This is a genomic window from Streptomyces sp. NPDC026522 (assembly GCF_055567555.1).
In genome coordinates this window covers 120,402-139,457 of the sequence record NZ_JBVHQF010000008.1, presented here as the reverse complement: position 1 = coordinate 139,457, position 19,056 = coordinate 120,402, and the positions used below count along the sequence as shown (strand labels likewise).

The 19,056-nt window shown below is 71.7% G+C and carries 10 protein-coding genes; 9 read left to right on the top strand and 1 reads right to left on the bottom strand.

Annotated elements, in window-relative coordinates; genetic code table 11:
* The first annotated feature begins 196 nt into the window (after positions 1-196).
* The 5 genes from ACZ4M3_RS21735 to ACZ4M3_RS21715 all read left to right on the top strand — a co-directional run bounded on the left by ACZ4M3_RS21735 (position 197) and on the right by ACZ4M3_RS21715 (position 12,941).
* Positions 197-7,462, top strand: coding sequence for an RHS repeat-associated core domain-containing protein (locus tag ACZ4M3_RS21735; RefSeq protein WP_467734978.1), 7,266 nt, complete (start codon positions 197-199; stop codon positions 7,460-7,462).
* 17 nt (positions 7,463-7,479) lie between these two features.
* A complete protein-coding gene (locus ACZ4M3_RS21730) occupies positions 7,480-7,947 on the top strand; it encodes a hypothetical protein (protein ID WP_467734976.1) in 468 nt (155 codons plus the stop codon).
* A 390-nt stretch (positions 7,948-8,337) separates the two neighbouring features.
* The gene (locus ACZ4M3_RS21725; protein WP_467734974.1) at positions 8,338-9,066 is read left to right on the top strand and encodes a hypothetical protein; all 729 of its coding nucleotides are present in this window, start codon (positions 8,338-8,340) and stop codon (positions 9,064-9,066) included.
* Positions 9,067-9,318: 252 nt separating this feature from the next.
* Complete coding sequence (locus tag ACZ4M3_RS21720) at positions 9,319-11,796, top strand: glycoside hydrolase family 3 C-terminal domain-containing protein (RefSeq protein WP_467734972.1); 2,478 nt, start codon at positions 9,319-9,321, stop codon at positions 11,794-11,796.
* Between the two features lie 62 nt (positions 11,797-11,858).
* Positions 11,859-12,941, top strand: a complete 1,083-nt coding sequence (locus tag ACZ4M3_RS21715; protein ID WP_467734970.1) for a LacI family DNA-binding transcriptional regulator — start codon at positions 11,859-11,861, stop codon at positions 12,939-12,941.
* Between the two features lie 15 nt (positions 12,942-12,956).
* Here the strand turns inward: ACZ4M3_RS21715 and ACZ4M3_RS21710 are convergent, their stop codons facing one another.
* Positions 12,957-14,267 (bottom strand): ROK family transcriptional regulator, encoded by a 1,311-nt coding sequence (locus tag ACZ4M3_RS21710; RefSeq protein ID WP_467734968.1) that lies wholly within the window; start codon positions 14,265-14,267, stop codon positions 12,957-12,959.
* Positions 14,268-14,424: 157 nt separating this feature from the next.
* Between ACZ4M3_RS21710 and ACZ4M3_RS21705 the strand changes: the two genes are divergently transcribed.
* Genes ACZ4M3_RS21705 through ACZ4M3_RS21690 form a run of 4 tightly spaced genes read left to right on the top strand, consistent with a single transcriptional unit; the run spans position 14,425 to position 19,009 of the window.
* Positions 14,425-15,741: an ABC transporter substrate-binding protein gene (locus ACZ4M3_RS21705; protein WP_467734966.1), complete on the top strand. Its 1,317-nt coding sequence runs from the start codon at positions 14,425-14,427 to the stop codon at positions 15,739-15,741.
* 10 nt (positions 15,742-15,751) lie between these two features.
* Complete coding sequence (locus tag ACZ4M3_RS21700; RefSeq protein WP_467734964.1) at positions 15,752-16,768, top strand: carbohydrate ABC transporter permease; 1,017 nt, start codon at positions 15,752-15,754, stop codon at positions 16,766-16,768.
* On the top strand, positions 16,758-17,633 hold the full coding sequence (locus tag ACZ4M3_RS21695) for a carbohydrate ABC transporter permease (RefSeq protein ID WP_467734962.1): 876 nt from the start codon (positions 16,758-16,760) through the stop codon (positions 17,631-17,633). Before ACZ4M3_RS21700 ends, ACZ4M3_RS21695 begins: the two co-directional genes overlap by 11 nt.
* Positions 17,630-19,009, top strand: a complete 1,380-nt coding sequence (locus ACZ4M3_RS21690) for a GH1 family beta-glucosidase (protein ID WP_467734960.1) — start codon at positions 17,630-17,632, stop codon at positions 19,007-19,009. The genes ACZ4M3_RS21695 and ACZ4M3_RS21690 overlap by 4 nt, the downstream gene beginning before the upstream one ends.
* The last annotated feature ends 47 nt before the right edge of the window (positions 19,010-19,056 follow it).

Here is a 19,056-nt window from a genome sequence, read left to right as displayed (position 1 = left end):
CGCCGGTAAATCGATAGGCGGAATCATTGACTCCGCTTTACCTCTGCTTTATGTCCGGTTTGCTCTGTTTTGCCTATGTATTTTCAGTGTGAATGCAACGCGGTTAATCCCTCGTGTGCTCTGACTGTTAGTTTCTGCACCGTCATTCCAGAGCGTGTATCTTCAACTCACGCGTGATTAGTCACGGGATCCAATCTTGCGAAGTCCTTATCGCCCCGCTAAAGCAGCGCGGGCCAGACACGCATGGCGCTGGCCGATTCCCACGATCGCCCTCGCGCTCCTCGCCACCGCCCTCAGCTCGCCGCCGGCGAGTGCGGCCGGGGACGTCTCGAAGCGCCCCGAACTCCAACGTCTGACCAAGGTCGGCGGCAAGCCCGTCACGGGCAAGCCCGCCCCCGAGCCCGGCGAGTCCCAGCGCAACAAGTGGACCGCCCCGCCCAAGGTCGCCTGGCCCGCGGCCGGTTCCGCCGAGGTGGAGCTGCCCGCCGGGCGCTCCCTGTCCGTTGCGGCCTCCGGGGACCGGGCCGCCCGCGGCCTTGCGGCCGCCCCCGCTGCGGAGTCGGCCGGCGGCCCTGCGGACACCAGGGTCAAGGCCGGCACGCTACCGGTCCGGATCGCCCCGGCCGGCACCCCCGCTGCGGCACCCGGCGCAGCCACCCCGCAGGCCCGGTCGGCGCCGCCGGCGCAATCACCCGCGGGCCTCACGGACACCCCGGCCACCGAGTCCGCCGCCCCCGAGCCGTCCACCGGCGCGCCGGCCGCCGCCGCGCCGGCCAAGCTCCAGGTCGACCTGCTCGACCAGGCCAAGGCCAAGCAGGCGGGCGTTCCCGGTGGCGTGCTGCTGTCCGTCACCCGGACCGACACCGCCCCCGGTACGACCCCCGTATCGGTCGAACTCGACTACAACGCCTTCAAGAACGCCTACGGCGGCAGCTGGGGCTCCAGGCTCCGCTTCACCGCGCTCCCCGCCTGCGTTCTGACCAGCCCCGAGCGGCCCGAGTGCCGTACGGCCACACCTGTCGCCACGAAGAACGACGCGACGACGGGCACGGTCACCGCGACTCTCGCCGCCCCGGCCGGCCACCCCGCGACAGCGGGGACCTTCGCCCGCCGGGCCCCGTCGGCGGCCCCCCGGATGCTGGCCCCGTCCGGCGCCCAGGCGACCGTCCTCGCGGCCGCTCCCACCGCCGACGGCGCGAACGGCACCTTCAAGGCGACCTCCCTGAACCCGACCGGCACCTGGCAGGCCGGCGGCTCGGCGGGCGACTTCTCCTGGTCGTACCCGCTGGAGACGCCGGCGTCGCTGGGCGGCCCGAGCCCCTCGCTGGCCCTCGGCTACTCCAGTGCCGCCATCGACGGACGCACCTCCGCCTCCTCACAGCAGACCTCGTGGGTCGGTGACGGCTGGGACCTGGGCTCGAACTACGTCGAGCGCTCCTTCATCCCCTGCAGCCAGGACAAGAAGGAAGGATCGGGGTTCAACAACCCCAAGGACGACACCGGCGACCTGTGCCACAGCGTGTCCATGGTCACGATGTCCCTCAACGGCGGCTCCACCGCCCTGGTGCGGGACGACAAGACCGGCACCTGGAAGCCCGCCAACGACGACGGCTCCCGCGTCGAGCTGCTGACCGGCGCCGACAACGGCGACAAGAAGGGCGAGTACTGGCGCATCACCACGCCCCAGGGCGTCCAGTTCCACTTCGGTCTGAACAAGGTGCCGGGCTGGACCTCCGGCAAGCCCGTCACCAACTCCGCCCTCCTGGTGCCGGTGTACGGCAACCACCCCGGCGAGGACTGCTTCAAGGCCGGTGACTTCGCGGGCTCGGTCTGCGATGAGGCCTACCGCTGGAACCTCGACTACGTCGTGGACCCGCGCGGCAACGCGATGACCTACTGGTACAACAAGGAGGTCAACCACTACGGGTCGAACTACAAGATCGCCGGTGGTTCCACCAACCGGGCCTACGACCGGGCCGGCTGGCTCGACCACATCTCCTACGGGCTGCGCCAGGACAACCTCTTCGCGAACGCCCCCGCCCAGGTGGACTTCACCGTCGCCGAGCGCTGCCTGAAGACGAAGGACTTCGACTGCGCGGAGGGCAAGCTCAAGCCCGAGGTGGACTGGAACACCGCCAAGATGTGGCCGGACACCCCCGGGGACCAGCTGTGCGGGGCCGGCGAGGAGTGCAAGGCCCGGTTCACGCCGACGTTCTTCTCGCGCAAGCGGCTGACCGAGGTCACCACGAAGGTCTGGAACGGCACCACCCACCAGCCGGTGGACACCTGGAAGCTGACCCAGGACTTCCCGCAGACCGGCGACGGCACCGACTACCCGCTGTGGCTCGCCGCCATCGAGCACACCGGCAAGAACGGCGCGCCGATCACCCTTCCGCCGGTCACCTTCCGCGGCAAGCAGCTGCCGAACCGCGTGGACGGCCTGGGCGACGGCAAACCGCCGTTCCTGCGCTACCGCATCGAGGCGATCGACACCGAAACGGGCTCGACCGTCAACGTGCACTACCGCGACCCGGAGTGCCGGGCCGCCAACCCCCGGGTGATGCCGGCCTCCCCCGAGTCCAACGCCCTGCGCTGCTACCCGGTCATCACCGAGATACCGGACCCGAACGACCCCAAGCGCGAGAAGAAGCTCTACGTCACCGACTGGTTCCACAAGTACGTGGTCGACCAGGTCTCGGAGGAGGACCGGAACGGCAATTCGCCGACCCGGATCACCGAGTACCAGTACCTGGGCACCCCGGCGTGGGCGTACGACGACGAGACCGAGCAGGTGCGGGAGAACACCCGTACCTGGTCCCAGTGGCGCGGCTACGAACGCGTGCGCACCCTCATCGGCGCGGCCCCCGACAAGCGCTCCCTCACGGAGAGCGTGTTCTTCCGCGGCCTGGACGGCGACCGCGCGGGACCCGCGGGCGGCACCCGCTCGGTGAAGGTCAAGGACTCCGAGGGCAAGGAGATCGCCGACCACCGGCTGTTCGCCGGCCAGACCCGCGAGGTCCTGGCGTACAACGGCGAGGGCGGCGCCCTGGAGGCGGCGACCAGCTACACGCCGTGGCTCCACGGACCGACGGCCACCCGCGCCCGTGAGGGCATCGAACCGCTCCAGGCGTTCGTGCACGGGACGAGCAACGTCTCCTCCCGCATCCTCCTCTCGGAGGGCCGCGGCTGGCGCCGCACCTCGCAGGAGACCGAGTTCGACGAGCGGGGCCTGGCCAAGTGGGTCTCGAACCTCGGTGACACCGCCGATCCGAAGGACGACAGCTGCACCCGCTACGAGTACGACTCGGACGAGGCACAGTGGATCATCGGCCGGCAGAAGCGGATCGAGACGACCGCCAAGGCCTGTGACGCCGCCGGGCTCAAGCGCCCCGACGGTGTGGTCTCCGACAACCGGATGTTCTACGACGCCGTCGGCAACATGACCCGCTCCGAGTCCCTGTCGGGATACGCGAACGGTCAGCCGCAGTACACCTCGGACGGCTCGGTCACCTTCGACGCCTACGGGCGCCCGAGGACCACCACCGACGTGTTCGGCAAGGTCACCAAGATCGACTACACCCCGGCCGCCGGGCAGGTCGTCACCAAGGTCGTCACCACCAACCCCCTCGGTCACACCGAGACGGTCGAGACCGACCGCGGCCGCGGATCCGTCCTCGCCAAGGAGGACACCAACGGGCGCCGGAGCGTCATGCAGTACGACGCCCTGGGCCGCCTGACCAAGGCGTGGTCGCCCGACCGCGATCCCGACACCAAGTCCGCCGACGCCGAGTTCGCCTACGACGTCCGTCCCGACGGCCCCGTGGTCATCACGACCAAGAGCCTGCTCGACGACGGCACGTACCGCAGCAGCTACGAGATCTTCGACAGCAGCCTGCGCCTGCGCCAGATGCAGATGGAGGCGCTCGGCGGCGGCCGGGTGATCAGCGACACCTTCTACAACAGCCTCGGCCAGGTGTGGAAGTCCAACGGCGCCTACTACGCCGCGGGCGCGCCCTCCGGGGTCCAATGGGCCCCGAAGGACAACGAGGTCGCGGCCTCGACCGTGACCGAGTACGACGGCTCCGGCCGCCCGGTCACGCAGATCTCGCGGAAGTTCGCCGAGGAGACCTCGCGCACCACGACCACCTACGGCGGAGACAGCATCACGGTCGACCCGCCGACGGGGGAGACCCCCACCCGGGCCTTCCTCGACGGCCTCGGCCGCAAGACCGAGCTGCGCCACTTCCGTTCGGACTCACCGACGGGGGCGTACGACACGACCCGCTACACGTACGACGACCGGGGACAGCCCGAGTCGGTCGTCAACCAGGCCGGGGACACCTGGACCTTCGAGTACGACCTGCGCGGCCGGCTCACCAGATCCTCGGACCCGGAGAAGGGCGCGACCACCCGGGCGTACGGCAAGGGTGACCGGCTGGAGTCGATCACCGATGCCCGGGGCCGGAGCATCGCGTTCGCGTACGACGTCCTGGGCCGCAACACGGCGACGCACGAGGGCTCGCTCAGCGGCCCGAAGCTCACGGAGACGGTGTTCGACACCTTGCCGGGCGCCGTCGGCCTGCCCGTCTCCTCGACGCGCTACGTGAACGGCAACGCCTACACCCAGGCGGTGACGGGATACGACACCGAGTACCGGCCGACCGGCCAGTCGGTGACGGTCCCGCAGTCCGAGGGCGCGCTCGCGGGTACGTACTCGTTCGCCACCGGATACCGGCCCAACACCGGTCTCATGGCCTGGATGCAGCAGCCCGCCGTGGGCGACCTGCCGAGCGAGCGCGTGACGATGGCCTACAACCACTTCGAACTCCCCACCGTCATGGGCATCGCGGGCAAGACGTTCGTGGCCAAGGTCGACTACTCGCCCATGGGCGACGTGCTGCGGACGGCCTCGGGACCGGCCGGTTCGCAGATCTTCACCAGCAGTTTCTACGACGAGCAGACCCGCCGCCTGACCCGCACGGTCAACGACCGGGAGAAGACTCCGGGGCGCATCAGCGACACCTCGTACGACTACGACACCGCCGGCAACATCCTCAAGATCACCGACAAGGAGGGTCCCGAAGGCTCGGCCGCGGTGGACACGCAGTGCTTCGCGTACGACTACATGCGGCGCATGAGCGACGCGTGGACGGCGACCGACGACTGCGCGGCCAAGCCGAACGCCGCCGGACCCGGTTCCGCTCCCAAGGTGGGCGGTCCGGACCCGTACTGGTCCTCGTACGGCTTCGACGCGACCGGCAACCGCACGAAGGAGATCCAGCACGCGCCGAACGGCGACCTCACCAAGGACGTCGTCCGCACCTACGTCCACGGGACGCCGGGCAAGCCGGGGGCCAACCAGCTGAACCGGGTCGACACCACCGGCCCGCAGGGCTCGCGGACGGAGTCCTACGGGTACGACGAGGTCGGCAACACCAAGGCCCGTACGATCCAGGGCAACACGCAGAACCTGGAGTGGGACACCGAAGGCCATCTGGCCAAGGTGACGGAGGGAACGAAGACCACCGAGTTCCTCTACGACACCAACGGCAACCGCCTGATCAAGCGTGACCCGTCGGGCACCACCCTCTACCTGCCCGGCAACGAGGTGAAGCTCACTCCGTCGGGGAAGTTCGAGAGCAACCGGTACTACTCCCACCCGTCCGGCCCGCTCATGGTCAAGTCCGTGAAGGACGGCGCCGTTTCGACGTCGCACCTGCTGGACGACAACAACGGCACGGCGACCGCCGCCGTGGACGCCACCACCCAGGAGGTCACCCGGCGGAAGTTCACCCCCTTCGGTGAGGCACGCGGCACCCAGCCGTCGGTCTTCCCCGGCAAGAAGGGATTCGTCGGGGGAGAGACGGACGAGTCGACCGGACTCGTGCACCTCGGAGCCCGGGAGTACGACCCCGCGCTGGGCCGGTTCCTCTCGGTCGACCCCGTGGTGGACCACAACGAGCCCAAGCAGCAGAACCCGTACGCCTACGCCAACAACTCGCCGGTCACCTTCAGCGACCCGAGCGGTCTGGCGATCGCACCGCCGGTGATGCCCATCAAGGACTTCTCCGACGCCGAACTGGTATGGGCGAACTGGGCGAACGGCCGCAGCGCGCTCGACGTAGCGCTCGACGTCGCCGTCGGCATCCTCAAGGACGCCTCCGGCTACAACGACATCCGGTCCTGCCTCGGCGGCGACTGGGGTGCGTGCGCCGGCCTGGCCTTTGAGGCGGCCCTGCCCTTCGCGGGCAAGGCGAAGCGCATCCTGAAGGCCCTGGACCGGGCCTGGGACGCGTTCAACGGCTGGATGAGCAAACTGAAGCTGGCGCGGGACATCATCGCGCGGGCGCAGCGCTACCAGCAGGCCATGGCCAAGTACGCCGAGGACCTCGCCGAATGGAAACGGCAGATAGAGGAAGCGGCGGAACGCGCGAGGAAACTGGAGGAGGAGGCGGCAGCGGCCCGAAGAGCCGCGCAAGAGGCGGCAGCCGCGGCGGCCAAGAAGGCCGACGAAGCGGCCGCGACGGCAGCCCGGCAGGCCAAGGAGTCCGCGGCCAAGGCCAGGAAGGCCGACCACGACGGCAAGGCTTCGAAGGCGGAGGAGCCCAAGAAGGCCGCCAAGAAGGAGCCGGAGCAGGGCGAGACCTGCAACAGCTTCGTGCCCGGCACCAAGGTCTTGATGGCCGACGGTTCCACGAAGGCGATCGAGGACATCGCCCTGGGCGACCAGGTCGTGGCCGCGGACCCGGAGACGGGGACGACGGCAACGGAGCCGGTGGCCGCGCTGATCGTGGGCGAAGGCCAGAAGAACCTGGTGGAGCTCACCATCGACACCGATGGTGAGCGGGGCAGCGCCACCGAGAAGGTGACCGCCACCGACGGCCACCCGTTCTGGGTGCCGGGGCTCGGCGAATGGCTGAAGGCCTCGGAACTCAAGGCAGGTGAATGGCTCCAGACCTCCTCGGGCACCTGGGTCCAGATCACCGGGACCCGGGCGTGGACCCAGCAGAAGCGGGTCCACAACCTCACCGTCGCCGGCCACCACACCTACTACGCACTGGCGGGCGAAACCCCCCTTCTGGTCCACAACTGTGACAAGAAGGCCGTCGCCTATCACTACACCACCAAGAAGAGCTTCAACCAGATCATGGGCGGGGGCAGCAAGGGAGGCATCACGATCAGGGCTTCCCAGCCCAGCAAGGGGAACCCGGCCGGCGCCTACCTCACCGGCATGAGCCCCGCGGACATCGCCAAGAAGCCCGGTGGATTCAAGTCCTTCCTGGGCATCACGCGGGAGAAGTCCGAGTACGTGATCCAGTTCGAAACGTGCGCGTGCAAGGTCGCCGGCCGATTGCGCGGAGGCCGCGATCACGTGTGGTTCTCGCCCACGGACCTCGACATATCGAAGGCGAATATCCTCTATGCCGGGCCGGTCAAGAACTGGAGCCACGGGGGAGGATAGGAAGTGAAGGAACTCTGATGGATTTTTCGGGATACTCGACGGACTTCGTGGTGGCCGGCTCCCTGGCTGACCTGTTCAGCCGGTTCTGCGTCGCCATGAGCGAGAGATGGCCGTCCGGACTCGTCAACGGCCAGGATCCCGCCTCCTTCGACTTCGGCTCACTGGTCGCGGACGACCGCCGTGAGGAAGCCGAAGCGGACATCGTGACCTTCGTCCGGGACACCGGTATGGAGCGTCATTGGGAGGAGTCCGGATATGCGCTCGACGAGCGCCGGGAAGGGCCGGTAGCCATCTTCCACAAGCCGTTCCGGCGGTTCTCGATGAGAGTCGGCAGCGGAGTGGAGACGGTGTCCGGCACGGATTGGCAGGGGGCGTACGTCATCATCCCGGCAGGGTTCCACGTGTCCCTCGTGACGCCGGAGGACCCCGAGCGGGACGAATTCTCCGGATGGGTCAGAAGCTGTCTCCTCCGGAGCCTTCCGTAGACGAGGGCGTCACCTGACGGAGGCCTCTCCGGAACGTCGTTCCGGAGAGGCCTCCGTGCTGTCTGCCGTCGCAGGCTCGGCGTTCGGCGTCGCGATACGATGCCGGGGGTTCGGCCGGGCGGGGCAGCGGGGGTGCGTGACATGAGCGGTCATGGCGGGGGCGGGTACGGGCCCCCGGTCGAGGGTGCGGGCAGCCGGCCGCCCACCGGATGGGCCGGCCACCGCGGCCCGGTGCCGCCTCAGGGGTTTCCGTACGGGGGTCCGCTCCCGCCGCAGGGGTTTCCGTACGCGGGTCCGGTGCCGCCGCCGGGGTACCCGTACCCGTCGGCGCCGTATCCGCCGTATCCGCCTGTTCCGCCGCCTGTCGAGCCGTCACGGGGCCGGAAGATCGTGCGCGGCATCTGCAACCCGCTGTACGCCGCCCAGCGGACGTTCCGCCCTTCGCGGGCCGGGATCGTGGAGGATCCGGACGTCCGCAGGCTCCAACTGTGGCGGACCGTGCTGGGGCTCGTCGCCTGGGTGGGCCTGATGGTCGCTTACAAGGCCGTCGTCAGCGCCGACGACGTCAAGGCCGTGGCGGGCGAACGCCTCGACCAGAGCTGGTCCAGCGTCCTGGCGCTGGTCTGCACCTTCCCCGTGGTCGTCGGCGCCTTCGTAGCCGCCGCGCGGGCCGGGCTGCGGCGCATCTACCTGCGCCGGGCCGCGCGCTCACTCGGCGCGGTGGTGGCCATCATGGCCTCCATGGGAACCTCGGCGCTCGCGATGGCACCGGAGCTGGCCGGGTTCCGGGACGCCATCGGGCTGCCGGGAAGGATCGCCATCTGGGTGGTGTGCCTGTGGTCGATCGGTTTCGCCCTCTACGGCATCGGACTGTCGCTCGTACACGTCTTCCGCACCGCCGACATCCACGAGGTGGTGCCGCCGGTCCTCGCCGGTGTGCTGGTGTGGGAAATGGCCCTGCTGGACGTGATCACGGGCGCCTACCCCCAGGTCCCGGCAGGCGCCAGGGCGGCCTTCATCCTGGGCGCCCCGGTCACGGTCACGGCCCTGTCCTGGTGGGAGTTGCGCCGACTGCGCCGTCACCACGGGCTGACGATCCGCAACGCGCTGGGGCGCTGACGGCCCCGTGGCCCGGGCCTGGGGCACCCCGAACCGGTAGCGGGGTTGCGGCGCTCAGGGCCTCGGCAGGTGTACGGCAGCCCCGCGCAGCAAGAGAGCCACCAGGCAAGGACGTTGACAGTCGGCCGGAGTCCCCGGACCATCGGGAGAGCGCTCTCCCAGAAGGAGCCGGCGGTCGAGGTGCCCGTGCGCTCCCGGCACTTGACCGTGCTTCCCGCGCCCCCGGCGCGCTGCGACGAAAGGGCCACCCGTATGCACGACGGCGCCGAGGACCGGCTCGCGGACCGCCTCGGCCTGCGGCCGGGCGTCCACGTGCTGACCGGTGCCGACACCTGGCGGACCCGCCCCGAACCGGCCGTCGGCCTCCGCGAGATGGTGTTCTCCGACGGCCCGGCCGGGGTCCGCGGTCCCGGCTGGGACGAGCGCTCGACCGCGGCGCTGCTGCCCTGCGCCAGCGCGATCGGCGCGCTCTGGGACGAGGACCGGGTGCGGCGTCTCGGCGCGCTCCTCGGTGACGAGGCCCGCGCCAAGGGGGTCCACGTCCTCCTCGCCCCCACCCTCAACCTGCACCGCAGCCCCCTCGCCGGCCGGCACTTCGAGTGCTTCGCCGAGGACCCCCGGCTCGCCGCCCGGACCGGGGCGGCCCTCATCCGCGGCATCCAGTCCCGCGGAGTGGCCGCGACGGCGAAGCACTACGTCGCCAACGACTCGGAGACCGAGCGGCTGACCCTCGACGTCCGGATCGGCGAACGGGTCCTGCGCGAGCTGTACCTCGCGCCCTTCGAGGCCGCGGTCCGCGCGGGCGTCTGGGTGGTGATGTCGGCGTACAACAAGGTCAACGGGACGACCATGAGCGAGAATCCGCTCCTCGCGGATCCGCTGAAGGGGGAGTGGGGCTTCGACGGGGTGGTCGTCACCGACTGGGGCGCCGGCCGGTCCACCGTCGCCGCCGCCCGCTCCGCACAGGACCTGCTGATGCCGGGCCCCGACGGGCCCTGGGGCCGGGCGTTGACCGACGCCGTAGAACGGGGGCTGGTGCCGGCCGGCGCGGTGCGGGACAAGGTCCGCCGCGTGCTGAGGCTGGCGTCCCGCGTCGGCGCCCTCGCAAGCCCACAGCCCGCCGAAGTACCGCCGCCCGACGGAACCGGTACCGACGCCGCGCCCTCCGCATCGGCGACGGGAGCGGACCCCGCTGTCCGGCGGCTGTTGCGCGAGGCCGCCGCCGCGGGTTTCGTCCTGCTGGAGAACCGGGGAGCGCTGCCCCTGGACGCCGGAGCGCTGTCCGCGGTCGCCGTCATCGGGACGCACGCCGCCGAACCCCGGGTCCAAGGCGGCGGCAGCTCCGAGGTCTTCCCGCCCGGTGTGGTCACCCCGCTGGCCGGGCTGCGAGCCGCCCTGCCAGCGCACGTACGGGTCCGCTACGAGCCGGGCCCACCGCCGGACGGCGCCGACGGCGGTCCGGCGCCGCTCGGGGCCCGGTACGCCCGCGACCCGGAGACCGGCGCCCCCGGCGTACGGCTGCGCGTGCTCGACGCCGCCGGGGCCGTGCTGTACTCCGCGCACCAGCCCTCGGGCCGGGTCCTGGAGCCCGAGCTGCCCCCGGGTGCCCGGACCGTCGAGCTGGCCGCCGTACTCCACCCCGACGCGACCGGCCCCTGGACCCTCGGCATCGGCGGCTTCGGCGCGCTCGGCCTCGCCGTGGCCGGTACGCCGCTGCTGGCCGGCGAGTTCCCGCCCGAGACGGACGATCCGGCCGTCATCCACGTACGGCCGCCCCGGCGGACCGTGCGCGTCCACCTCACCGCCGGCCGCCCCGTCGAGGTCCGCGCCCGCCGGGAGCTGACCCCCGGTACCGGCCGGGCCACCGTCCTCGCCGCCGCCCCGCCCGCCCCCGATCCCGCCGACGCCCTCGCGGCCGCCGTGGCGGCCGCCCGCGAGGCCGACGTGGCCATCGTCTGCGTCGGTACCACCGACGGGGGCGAATCCGAGGGACAGGACCGCTCCACCCTGCAACTGCCCGCACCACAAGACCGGTTGGTCACGGAGGTCGCCCGCGCCAACCCCCGCACCCTGGTCGTCGTCAACAGCGGCGGCCCCGTCGAGCTCCCCTGGCGCGCGGCGGCCGCCGCCGTCCTGCTCACCTGGTTCCCCGGCCAGGAAGCCGGGCACGCGCTCGCCGACGTACTCCTCGGCCGCGCCGAACCCGGCGGCCGGCTCCCCACCACCTGGCCCGGGACCCTCGCCGACGCCCCCGTGCACGTCACCCTCCCCGCGGACGGGGTCCTCCCGTACGAGGAGGGCCTGCACATCGGGCACCGCGCCTGGCTGCGCGCGGGCCGGACGCCGGCGTACTGGTTCGGCCACGGACTCGGCTACACCACCTGGCGCTACGAGCACATCGGCGCGCCCGGACCGGCCCCGGGCGGCGGCTACGAAGTCCCGGTGGCGCTCCGCAACACCGGCCCCCGCCCGGGCCGTGAGGTCGTGCAGCTGTACCTGGCCCGCCCCGGCTCGGCGGTCGACCGGCCGGTGCGCTGGCTCGCGGGCTGGACGGCGGTCGAGGCCGGGCCGGGGGACCGGCTGACGACCCGCGTACGGATCCCCGCGCGGGCGCTGCGGCACTGGTGCCCGCAGGCGCGCGCCTGGGCGGATGAGCCGGGCCGGTTCACCCTCCTCGCGGGCCCCAGCGCCGGCCGACTGCCCTTGCGTACGCACCTCGACGTCCCCTAAGGGCTGTCCCGCCGCGGATTACGGGACAGCCCTTAGCGGGCCCCGGCGGCTACAGTGCCGCCATGGACACGGGGCGGCGTACGGGAACGGGCTCGGCGGGCGCGGGAGCCGGGACGGGGGTGACGCCGACGCTGGAGGACGTGGCCCGCGCCGCCGGGGTGTCCAGGGCGACGGTGTCCCGGGTGGTCAACGGCGTGCGGAACGTGGACCCGGCCATCGCGCAGGCGGTGCGACGGGCCGTCACCGCCACCGGCTACGTACCCAACCGGGCGGCCCGTTCGCTGGTCACCCGCCGCTCCGGAACCGTCGCCCTGGTCGTGTCCGGGGCGGGATCCGGCGCCACGGGCGCGCGGGACGAGGACGCGGCCGGGGTCTTCCAGGACCCCTTCTTCGGGCGCGCTGTCGGCGGGGTGGTGGGTGCGCTGCGGCCGCGGGGAGTGCACCCGGTGCTCATGTTCGCCGACACCGACCAGGACCGGGCCGAGGTACTCGGGTACCTGGCGCAGGGCAGTGCGGACGGGGCGCTGCTCGTCACCACCCACCCCCGTGATCCGCTGCCCGGCATGCTCGCGGCGGCCCGGCTGCCGGCGGCGTCGTTCGCGCGGCCGCCGGCCGGGGTACCGCTGGACCACGTGGACCTGCGGCACCACGAAGGCGGGGCGCTGGCGGCCCGGCACCTGCTGGAGCTGGGGCGCGGCCGGCTGGCGGTGATCGGGGGTCCCGCGGACGTGCCGGCGAGCCGGGAGCGGGTGGCGGGCTTCCGGGCGGCGGCGCGGGGCGGCCGGGTACGGGTGGCCGAGGGGGACTTCACCCTGGACGGAGGCGAGCGCGCGATGCGCTGCCTGCTGGGCGAACAGCCCGAGCTGGACGGGGTGTTCGCGGCCAACGACCTGATGGCACAGGGGGCCTGCCTGGTGCTGCGCGAGCACGGCCGCCGGATCCCGCGGGACGTGGCGGTGGTCGGTTTCGACGACTCGGGCGCGGCGGCGGCCTGCCGGCCGAGGCTGACGACCGTGCGGCAGCCGGTGGAGGAGATGGCGGCCGAGATGGTCCGGCTGCTGCTGGACCGCGTCGCGGGCGGCCCCGGGGCAGCCCCGGCGTCGGTGCTGTTCACGCCCGAACTGGTGATCCGCGACTCGGCGTGACCCCGCCCCGCCGCCCTACGCCGGGCCGGGGGCCGTTCCGTCCCGCACACCGAGGGCCGTGTGCCAGGCCGGGGGTTCGGCGTCGGGCCGGGGTGTCGCGCGGCGGCCGCCCGTGGCGAAGAAGGCGGACAGCGGGAGCGTCGCCGCGCCGACCGTTACGGCGTCCGGCCCCAGCGAACCCATGCCGACGGTGACCCGGCCGGCGGGATGGCGCAGGGAGTACCGGGCCGCGTGCTCGCGTACCGCCGGAAGGATGCGGGGACCCAGCATCAGGCCCGCCCAGCCGCCGATCAGGATCCGCTCCGGCTGGAAGAGGTTGATGAGGTCGGACAGGCCCGCCCCCAGGTACTCCGCGGTCTCCTCCAGAACCTCCAGCGCGACCGGGTCCTGCTGGCCGGCCGCGGCCAGCAGGGCCGACAGGGCCTCCTCCTCGTCCACGGAATCCCCGGGCCCGCCGCCCCGCTCCGCCCACCGCGCCAGCAGGGACTCCGCCCCCGTGTACGCCTCCAGGCAGCCCAGCGCCCCGCACCGGCAGCGCCGACCGCGCACCGAGACGGTGAGGTGCCCCCACTCCAGCGGGGTCCCCTCGGTCGTCCCGCCGTCCGGCGAGCCGTCGGTGATCAGGCTCGCGCCGACGCCCGAGCCGAACAGCACGACCAGCGCCTCCCGGGCTCCGCGCCCCGCCCCGAACCACATCTCCGCCTGGCCGAGGGTCCGCGCGCCGTTGTCGATGATGTACGGGACCTGCTGCGGCACGGCCCCGGTGCCGCGCAGCAGCCGCTCCAGCGGTACCGCGTCCCACCCGATGGTCTGGCCGTGCACCACGGTCCCGCCCGGGGCGTCCCGGTCGACGATGCCCGGTACCCCGACGCCCACGCCCAGCAGCCGGTCCGTGCCGGTCCGGGCCTCGGTGAGCACGGCGGCGATGCCGTCCCTGATGTGGTCGACGATGGGGCCGACGTCGTAACAGCCACGGGGCAGCAACGGCATCTCGGCGCGGGCCAGTTCAGTCAGTGTCAGGTCGAACAGCTCCACCCTGACGCGGGTTTCCCCGACGTCGACGCCGATCATGTGCGCACTGCCCGGCGCCACGCGCAGCAGGGTGCGGGGCCGGCCCCCGTCGGAGTCGACGACGCCGGCCTCCTCCAGGAGTCCGTCCGCGACGAGTTCCCCGACGACGTTGCTGACGGACCCGGAGCTCAGCCCCGTGGCGGGCCCCAGCTCCTGGCGGCTCATCGGCCCGCCGAAATAGAGCCGTTGGAGGACGGCGCTCCGATTGCCCCGCCGCAGGTCCCGCACCGTTCGTCCGCTACGCACCGTGGTCATCCGGCCCCTTCCGCAGTGACATCGACCGCAACATACCCTTGCGCGACCCCTTGACGCGACCCTTTCACGAGGCTTAACTCACGTCCTAAATTAAGGCCTGGACGGAGCACGCCACGCCGGCCTTCTCCCCAGCCCCGCCGAAAGGGACCGAGCCGCCATGCGCAGAACCCGAGCCGCTGCCGCCGCCGTCACAGTCTCCCTCCTCGCCACCGCCGCCACCGCCTGCGGCGGGGGATCGGCGGACATCGGGGGCGGTTCCAACGCCGCCCCCAAGGAGCTCACCTACTGGGCCTCCAACCAGGGCCCCGACATCCCGGCGGACCAGGCCACGCTCGCTCCCGAACTGAAGAAGTTCGAGCAGCAGACCGGGATCAAGGTCAAGCTCGAAGTCGTCCCCTGGTCGGACCTGCTCAACCGCATCCTCGCCGCCACCGCCTCCGGCCAGGGCCCGGACGTCCTCAACATCGGCAACACCTGGTCCTCCTCGCTCCAGGCCACCGGAGCGCTGCTCCCCTGGGACAGCAAGAACTTCCAGGCGATCGGCGGCCGGGACCGCTTCGTGGAATCCGCCCTCGGCTCCGCCGGTGCGGCCGGCAAGGACCCGGCCGCCGTCCCGCTCTACTCGATGTCCTACGCGCTCTACTACAACAAGCAGATGTTCCGGGAGGCGGGCATCGAGAAGCCCCCGGCCACCTGGGACGAGATGGTCACCATCGGTCAGCGGTTGTCCAAGGACGGCAAGTGGGCCCTGGGAGCCGAGGGTTCGAACCTCTCCAACAACATCCACCAGGCGTTCGTGCTCTCCAGGCAGCACGGCGCCGAGTTCTTCGACGCCGCCGGCAAACCCACGTTCGACACCCCGGCCAACGTCGAGGCCGTCAAGCAGTACGTCGACCTGATGGCCAAGGACAAGATCATCGCGCCGGGCAACGCCGAGTACGACAAGAACCAGTCCCTCCAGGACTTCGCCAACGGCAAGACCGCCATGGTCCTGTGGCAGAGCGCGGCCAGCAGCTTCAAGGCGCACGGCATGAAGGAGGGCGACTGGGGCGTGGCCCCCGTCCCGGTCCCGGCCGGCGCCCCCGGCACGGGGAAGAACACCAACTCCATGGTCGCCGGCATCAACCTGGCCGTCTTCAAGAACACCGACAACATCGACGGCGCCCTGAAGTTCGTGAAATTCATGACCAGCGACGAGGAACAGGCGCTCCTCAACAGGACCTACGGCTCCGTCCCGCCGGTCAAGGCCGCCCAGGCCGACCCGGCCTTCGCCACCGAAGACCTCACCGTGCTCCGCAACACCCTCGCCACCAGCGCCGCACCGCTCCCGCAGGTCCCCGAGGAATCGCAGTTCGAGACCGCCGTCGGCACCGCCGTCAAGGAGCTCTTCGCCGACGCCGCGGCCGGCCGCCCGGTGACCACCGACTCGGTCAAGGCGAAGCTCACCAAGGCCCAGCAGCAGATGTCGAACTGACCGCGGCCCGATGACCGCCGCGCCCACCACCCTCGCCCCCGGCGCCAAGGCGCGCGGGGAAGGCCGTACCCCGCCCCGCGGGCGCCGTCCGGGACGCACGCCCCGCCCCGGACGGCTGCGCCGCACCGCCCTGCCCTACCTCCTGCTCCTGCCCGCGCTCCTGCTCGAACTGCTCATCCACCTGGTGCCGATGGTGATGGGCATCGTCGCGAGCTTCCGGGAACTCACCCAGTTCCACATCCGGGACTGGACCAGCGCCCCCTGGACGGGCTTCGACAACTACGACCTCGCCATCGACGTCAACCGGCCGGTCGGCGAGGCCCTGCTCAGGTCCTTCCTCACCACCTGCCTGTTCACCCTGCTCTCCGTCGCCCTGTGCTGGCTGCTCGGCACCGCCGCCGCCGTGTTCATGCAGGAGGCCTTCCGCGGCCGGGCCGTCCTGCGCGCCCTCTTCCTCGTCCCCTACGCCCTGCCCGTCTACGCGGCCGTCATCACCTGGTCGTTCATGTTCCAGCGGGACAACGGCCTGGTGAACCACGTCATCCACGACCAGTTGGGCATCGGAGGCGCGGAGCACACCTTCTGGCTGCTGGGCGGCAACAGCTTCTGGGCCCTCCTCACCGTTTCCGTCTGGAAGGGCTGGCCGTTCGCCTTCCTGATCGTAATGGCGGCCCTGCAGAACGTCCCCAAGGAGCTCTACGAGGCCGCCGCGCTGGACGGCGCCGGCGTCTGGCAGCAGATCCGCCGCATCACCCTGCCGTCGGTCGGCCCCGTCAACCAGGTACTGGTCCTCGTGCTGTTCCTGTGGACGTTCAACGACTTCAACACGCCGTTCGTGCTCTTCGGCAAATCGGCGCCCCAAGCGGCCGACCTCATCTCCCTCCACATCTACCAGTCCAGCTTCGTCACCTGGAACTTCGGCACCGGATCGGCCATGTCCGTCCTCCTGCTGCTGTTCCTGCTCCTGGTCACCGCCGGGTACCTGCTCGTCACCGGTCGCGGACGGAGGAACGACGATGCCCGCTAGGCCCCGTCCCACCCCCCGCAGCCCGCTCGATCCGCCGGCCTCCTTCCGCGCGGTCCGGGCCGTGTTCCTGACCGCCCTCGCCGCCTTCGTCCTGCTGCCCGTCTACGTGATGATCACCAGCTCGCTCAAACCGCTGGAGGACGTCGCCGGCCGGTTCCGCTGGATCCCGACCGGGCTCACCGTCCACCCCTACGTCGACATCTGGCACACCATCCCGCTCGCCGACTACTTCCTCAACTCGCTCATCGTGGCGGGTTCGGCCACCGTCTGCTCCGTGGTCATCGCCGTCTTCGCGGCCTACGCCGTCAGCCGCTACCGCTTCCGCGGCAGACGCCTCTTCACCGTGACCGTGCTGTCCACCCAGATGTTCCCGGGGATCCTCTTCCTGCTCCCGCTCTTCCTGATCTTCGTCAACATCGGCAACACGACCGGCGTCGCCCTCTACGGCTCCCGCGGCGGGCTCATCCTCACCTACCTCACCTTCTCCCTCCCCTTCTCCATCTGGATGCTCATCGGCTACTTCGACTCCGTGCCCCGCGAGCTCGACGAGGCGGCCACCGTCGACGGCTGCGGCCCCCTCGGGGCACTGCTGCGGGTCGTGATCCCGGCGGCCGTGCCCGGCATCGTCGCCGTCACCGTCTACGCCTTCATGACCGCCTGGGGCGAGGTCCTCTTCGCCTCCGTCATGACGAACGACGCCACGCGCACCCTCGCCGTCGGACTGCAGGGCTACTCCACGCAGAACGACGTCTACTGGAACCAGATCATGGCCGCCTCGCTCGTCGTCAGCATCCCCGTCGTCGCCGGATTCCTGCTGCTGCAGAAGTACCTGGTGGCCGGACTCACGGCAGGAGCCGTCAAATGACCCTTTCCGAACGCCTCCCCCTGACCGGCACGCACGCCATCGACCTCGCCGCGCTCCCCGCCGACTTCGCCTGGGGCACCGCCACCTCCGCCTACCAGATCGAGGGCGCCGTCGACGAGGACGGCCGCGCCCCCTCCATCTGGGACACCTTCACCCGGATCCCCGGCGCCATCGACAACGGCCACACCGGCGACACCGCCTGCGACCACTACCACCGCTGGCGCGAGGACATCGCCCTCATGCGGGAGCTCGGCACCAACGCCTACCGGCTCTCCGTCGCCTGGCCGCGGATCCTGCCCGGCGGGGACGGCCCCGTCAACGCCAAGGGCCTGGACCACTACGACCGGCTGATCGACGCCCTGCTCGCCGCCGGCATCGAACCCAACGTCACGCTCTACCACTGGGACCTCCCCCAGGCCCTCCAGGACCGCGGCGGCTGGCCCGAGCGCAGCACCGCCGAGCACTTCGCCGTCTACGCGGGCCTCGTGGCCGACCGCCTCGGCGACCGCGTCACCGAGTGGGCCACCCTCAACGAGCCGCTGTGCTCGGCCTGGATCGGCCATCTGGAGGGCAGGATGGCCCCGGGGTGGACGGACCTCACCGCCGCCGTCCGCGCCTCCTACCACCTGCTGCTCGGGCACGGCCTCGCCGCCCAGGCGGTCCGCGCCGCCGCCCCCGGCGCCCGGATCGGCATCGTCAACAACCTCTCCACCGTCGTACCCGCCACCGCCGGGGAGACCGACCGGGCCGCCGCCCGGCGCATGGACGGCCACGTCAACCGCTGGTGGCTCGACCCTGTGCACGGCCGCGGCTTCCCCGCCGACATGCGCGAGGTGTACGGCGTCGACCTGCCCGAACGCCCCGGCGACCTCACCGCCATCGCCGCGCCCCTCGACTGGCTCGGCCTCAACTACTACTTCCCGCAGGTCGTCACCGCCGACCCGGACGGCCCTGCGCCGTTCGCCCGGCAGATCGACCGGCCCGGCGTGCCGCGTACCGCCATGGGCTGGGAGGTCGACGCCGAGGGCCTGGAGACCCTGATCATGCGCCTGTACGAGGAGTACGGGGCCCGGCGCATCCAGATCACCGAGAACGGCTCCGCCTACCCCGACGCCGTCTCGCCCGACGGCGGCGTCCACGACCCCGAGCGCACCGCCTACCTGACCGCCCACCTGGCCGCCTGCGCCCGCGCCGCCGGCCGCGGCGCGCCGGTGGCCGGCTACTACGCCTGGTCGCTGCTGGACAACTTCGAATGGGCCTACGGCTACGACAAGCGCTTCGGCCTGGTCCACGTCGACTACGCGACCCAGGCCCGCACGGTCAAGTCCAGCGGCCGTGCCTACGCCGGCATCATCGCCGCCCACCGCTCGCGCTGAGCCGGACGTGCCGGACCGCGCGCCGCCCCGGCCGAGACGCAGGGGCG

Excerpts from the sequence above, each read along its gene's own strand:
- ACZ4M3_RS21705 (WP_467734966.1), top strand. The coding sequence starts at position 14,425 with ATGCGCAGAACCCGAGCCGCTGCCGCCGCCGTCACAGTCTCCCTCCTC.
- ACZ4M3_RS21710 (WP_467734968.1), bottom strand. The coding sequence starts at position 14,267 with ATGACCACGGTGCGTAGCGGACGAACGGTGCGGGACCTGCGGCGGGGC.
- ACZ4M3_RS21720 (WP_467734972.1), top strand. The coding sequence starts at position 9,319 with ATGCACGACGGCGCCGAGGACCGGCTCGCGGACCGCCTCGGCCTGCGG.
- ACZ4M3_RS21695 (WP_467734962.1), top strand. The coding sequence starts at position 16,758 with ATGCCCGCTAGGCCCCGTCCCACCCCCCGCAGCCCGCTCGATCCGCCG.
- ACZ4M3_RS21700 (WP_467734964.1), top strand. The coding sequence starts at position 15,752 with ATGACCGCCGCGCCCACCACCCTCGCCCCCGGCGCCAAGGCGCGCGGG.
- ACZ4M3_RS21730 (WP_467734976.1), top strand. The coding sequence starts at position 7,480 with ATGGATTTTTCGGGATACTCGACGGACTTCGTGGTGGCCGGCTCCCTG.
- ACZ4M3_RS21715 (WP_467734970.1), top strand. The coding sequence starts at position 11,859 with ATGGACACGGGGCGGCGTACGGGAACGGGCTCGGCGGGCGCGGGAGCC.
- ACZ4M3_RS21690 (WP_467734960.1), top strand. The coding sequence starts at position 17,630 with ATGACCCTTTCCGAACGCCTCCCCCTGACCGGCACGCACGCCATCGAC.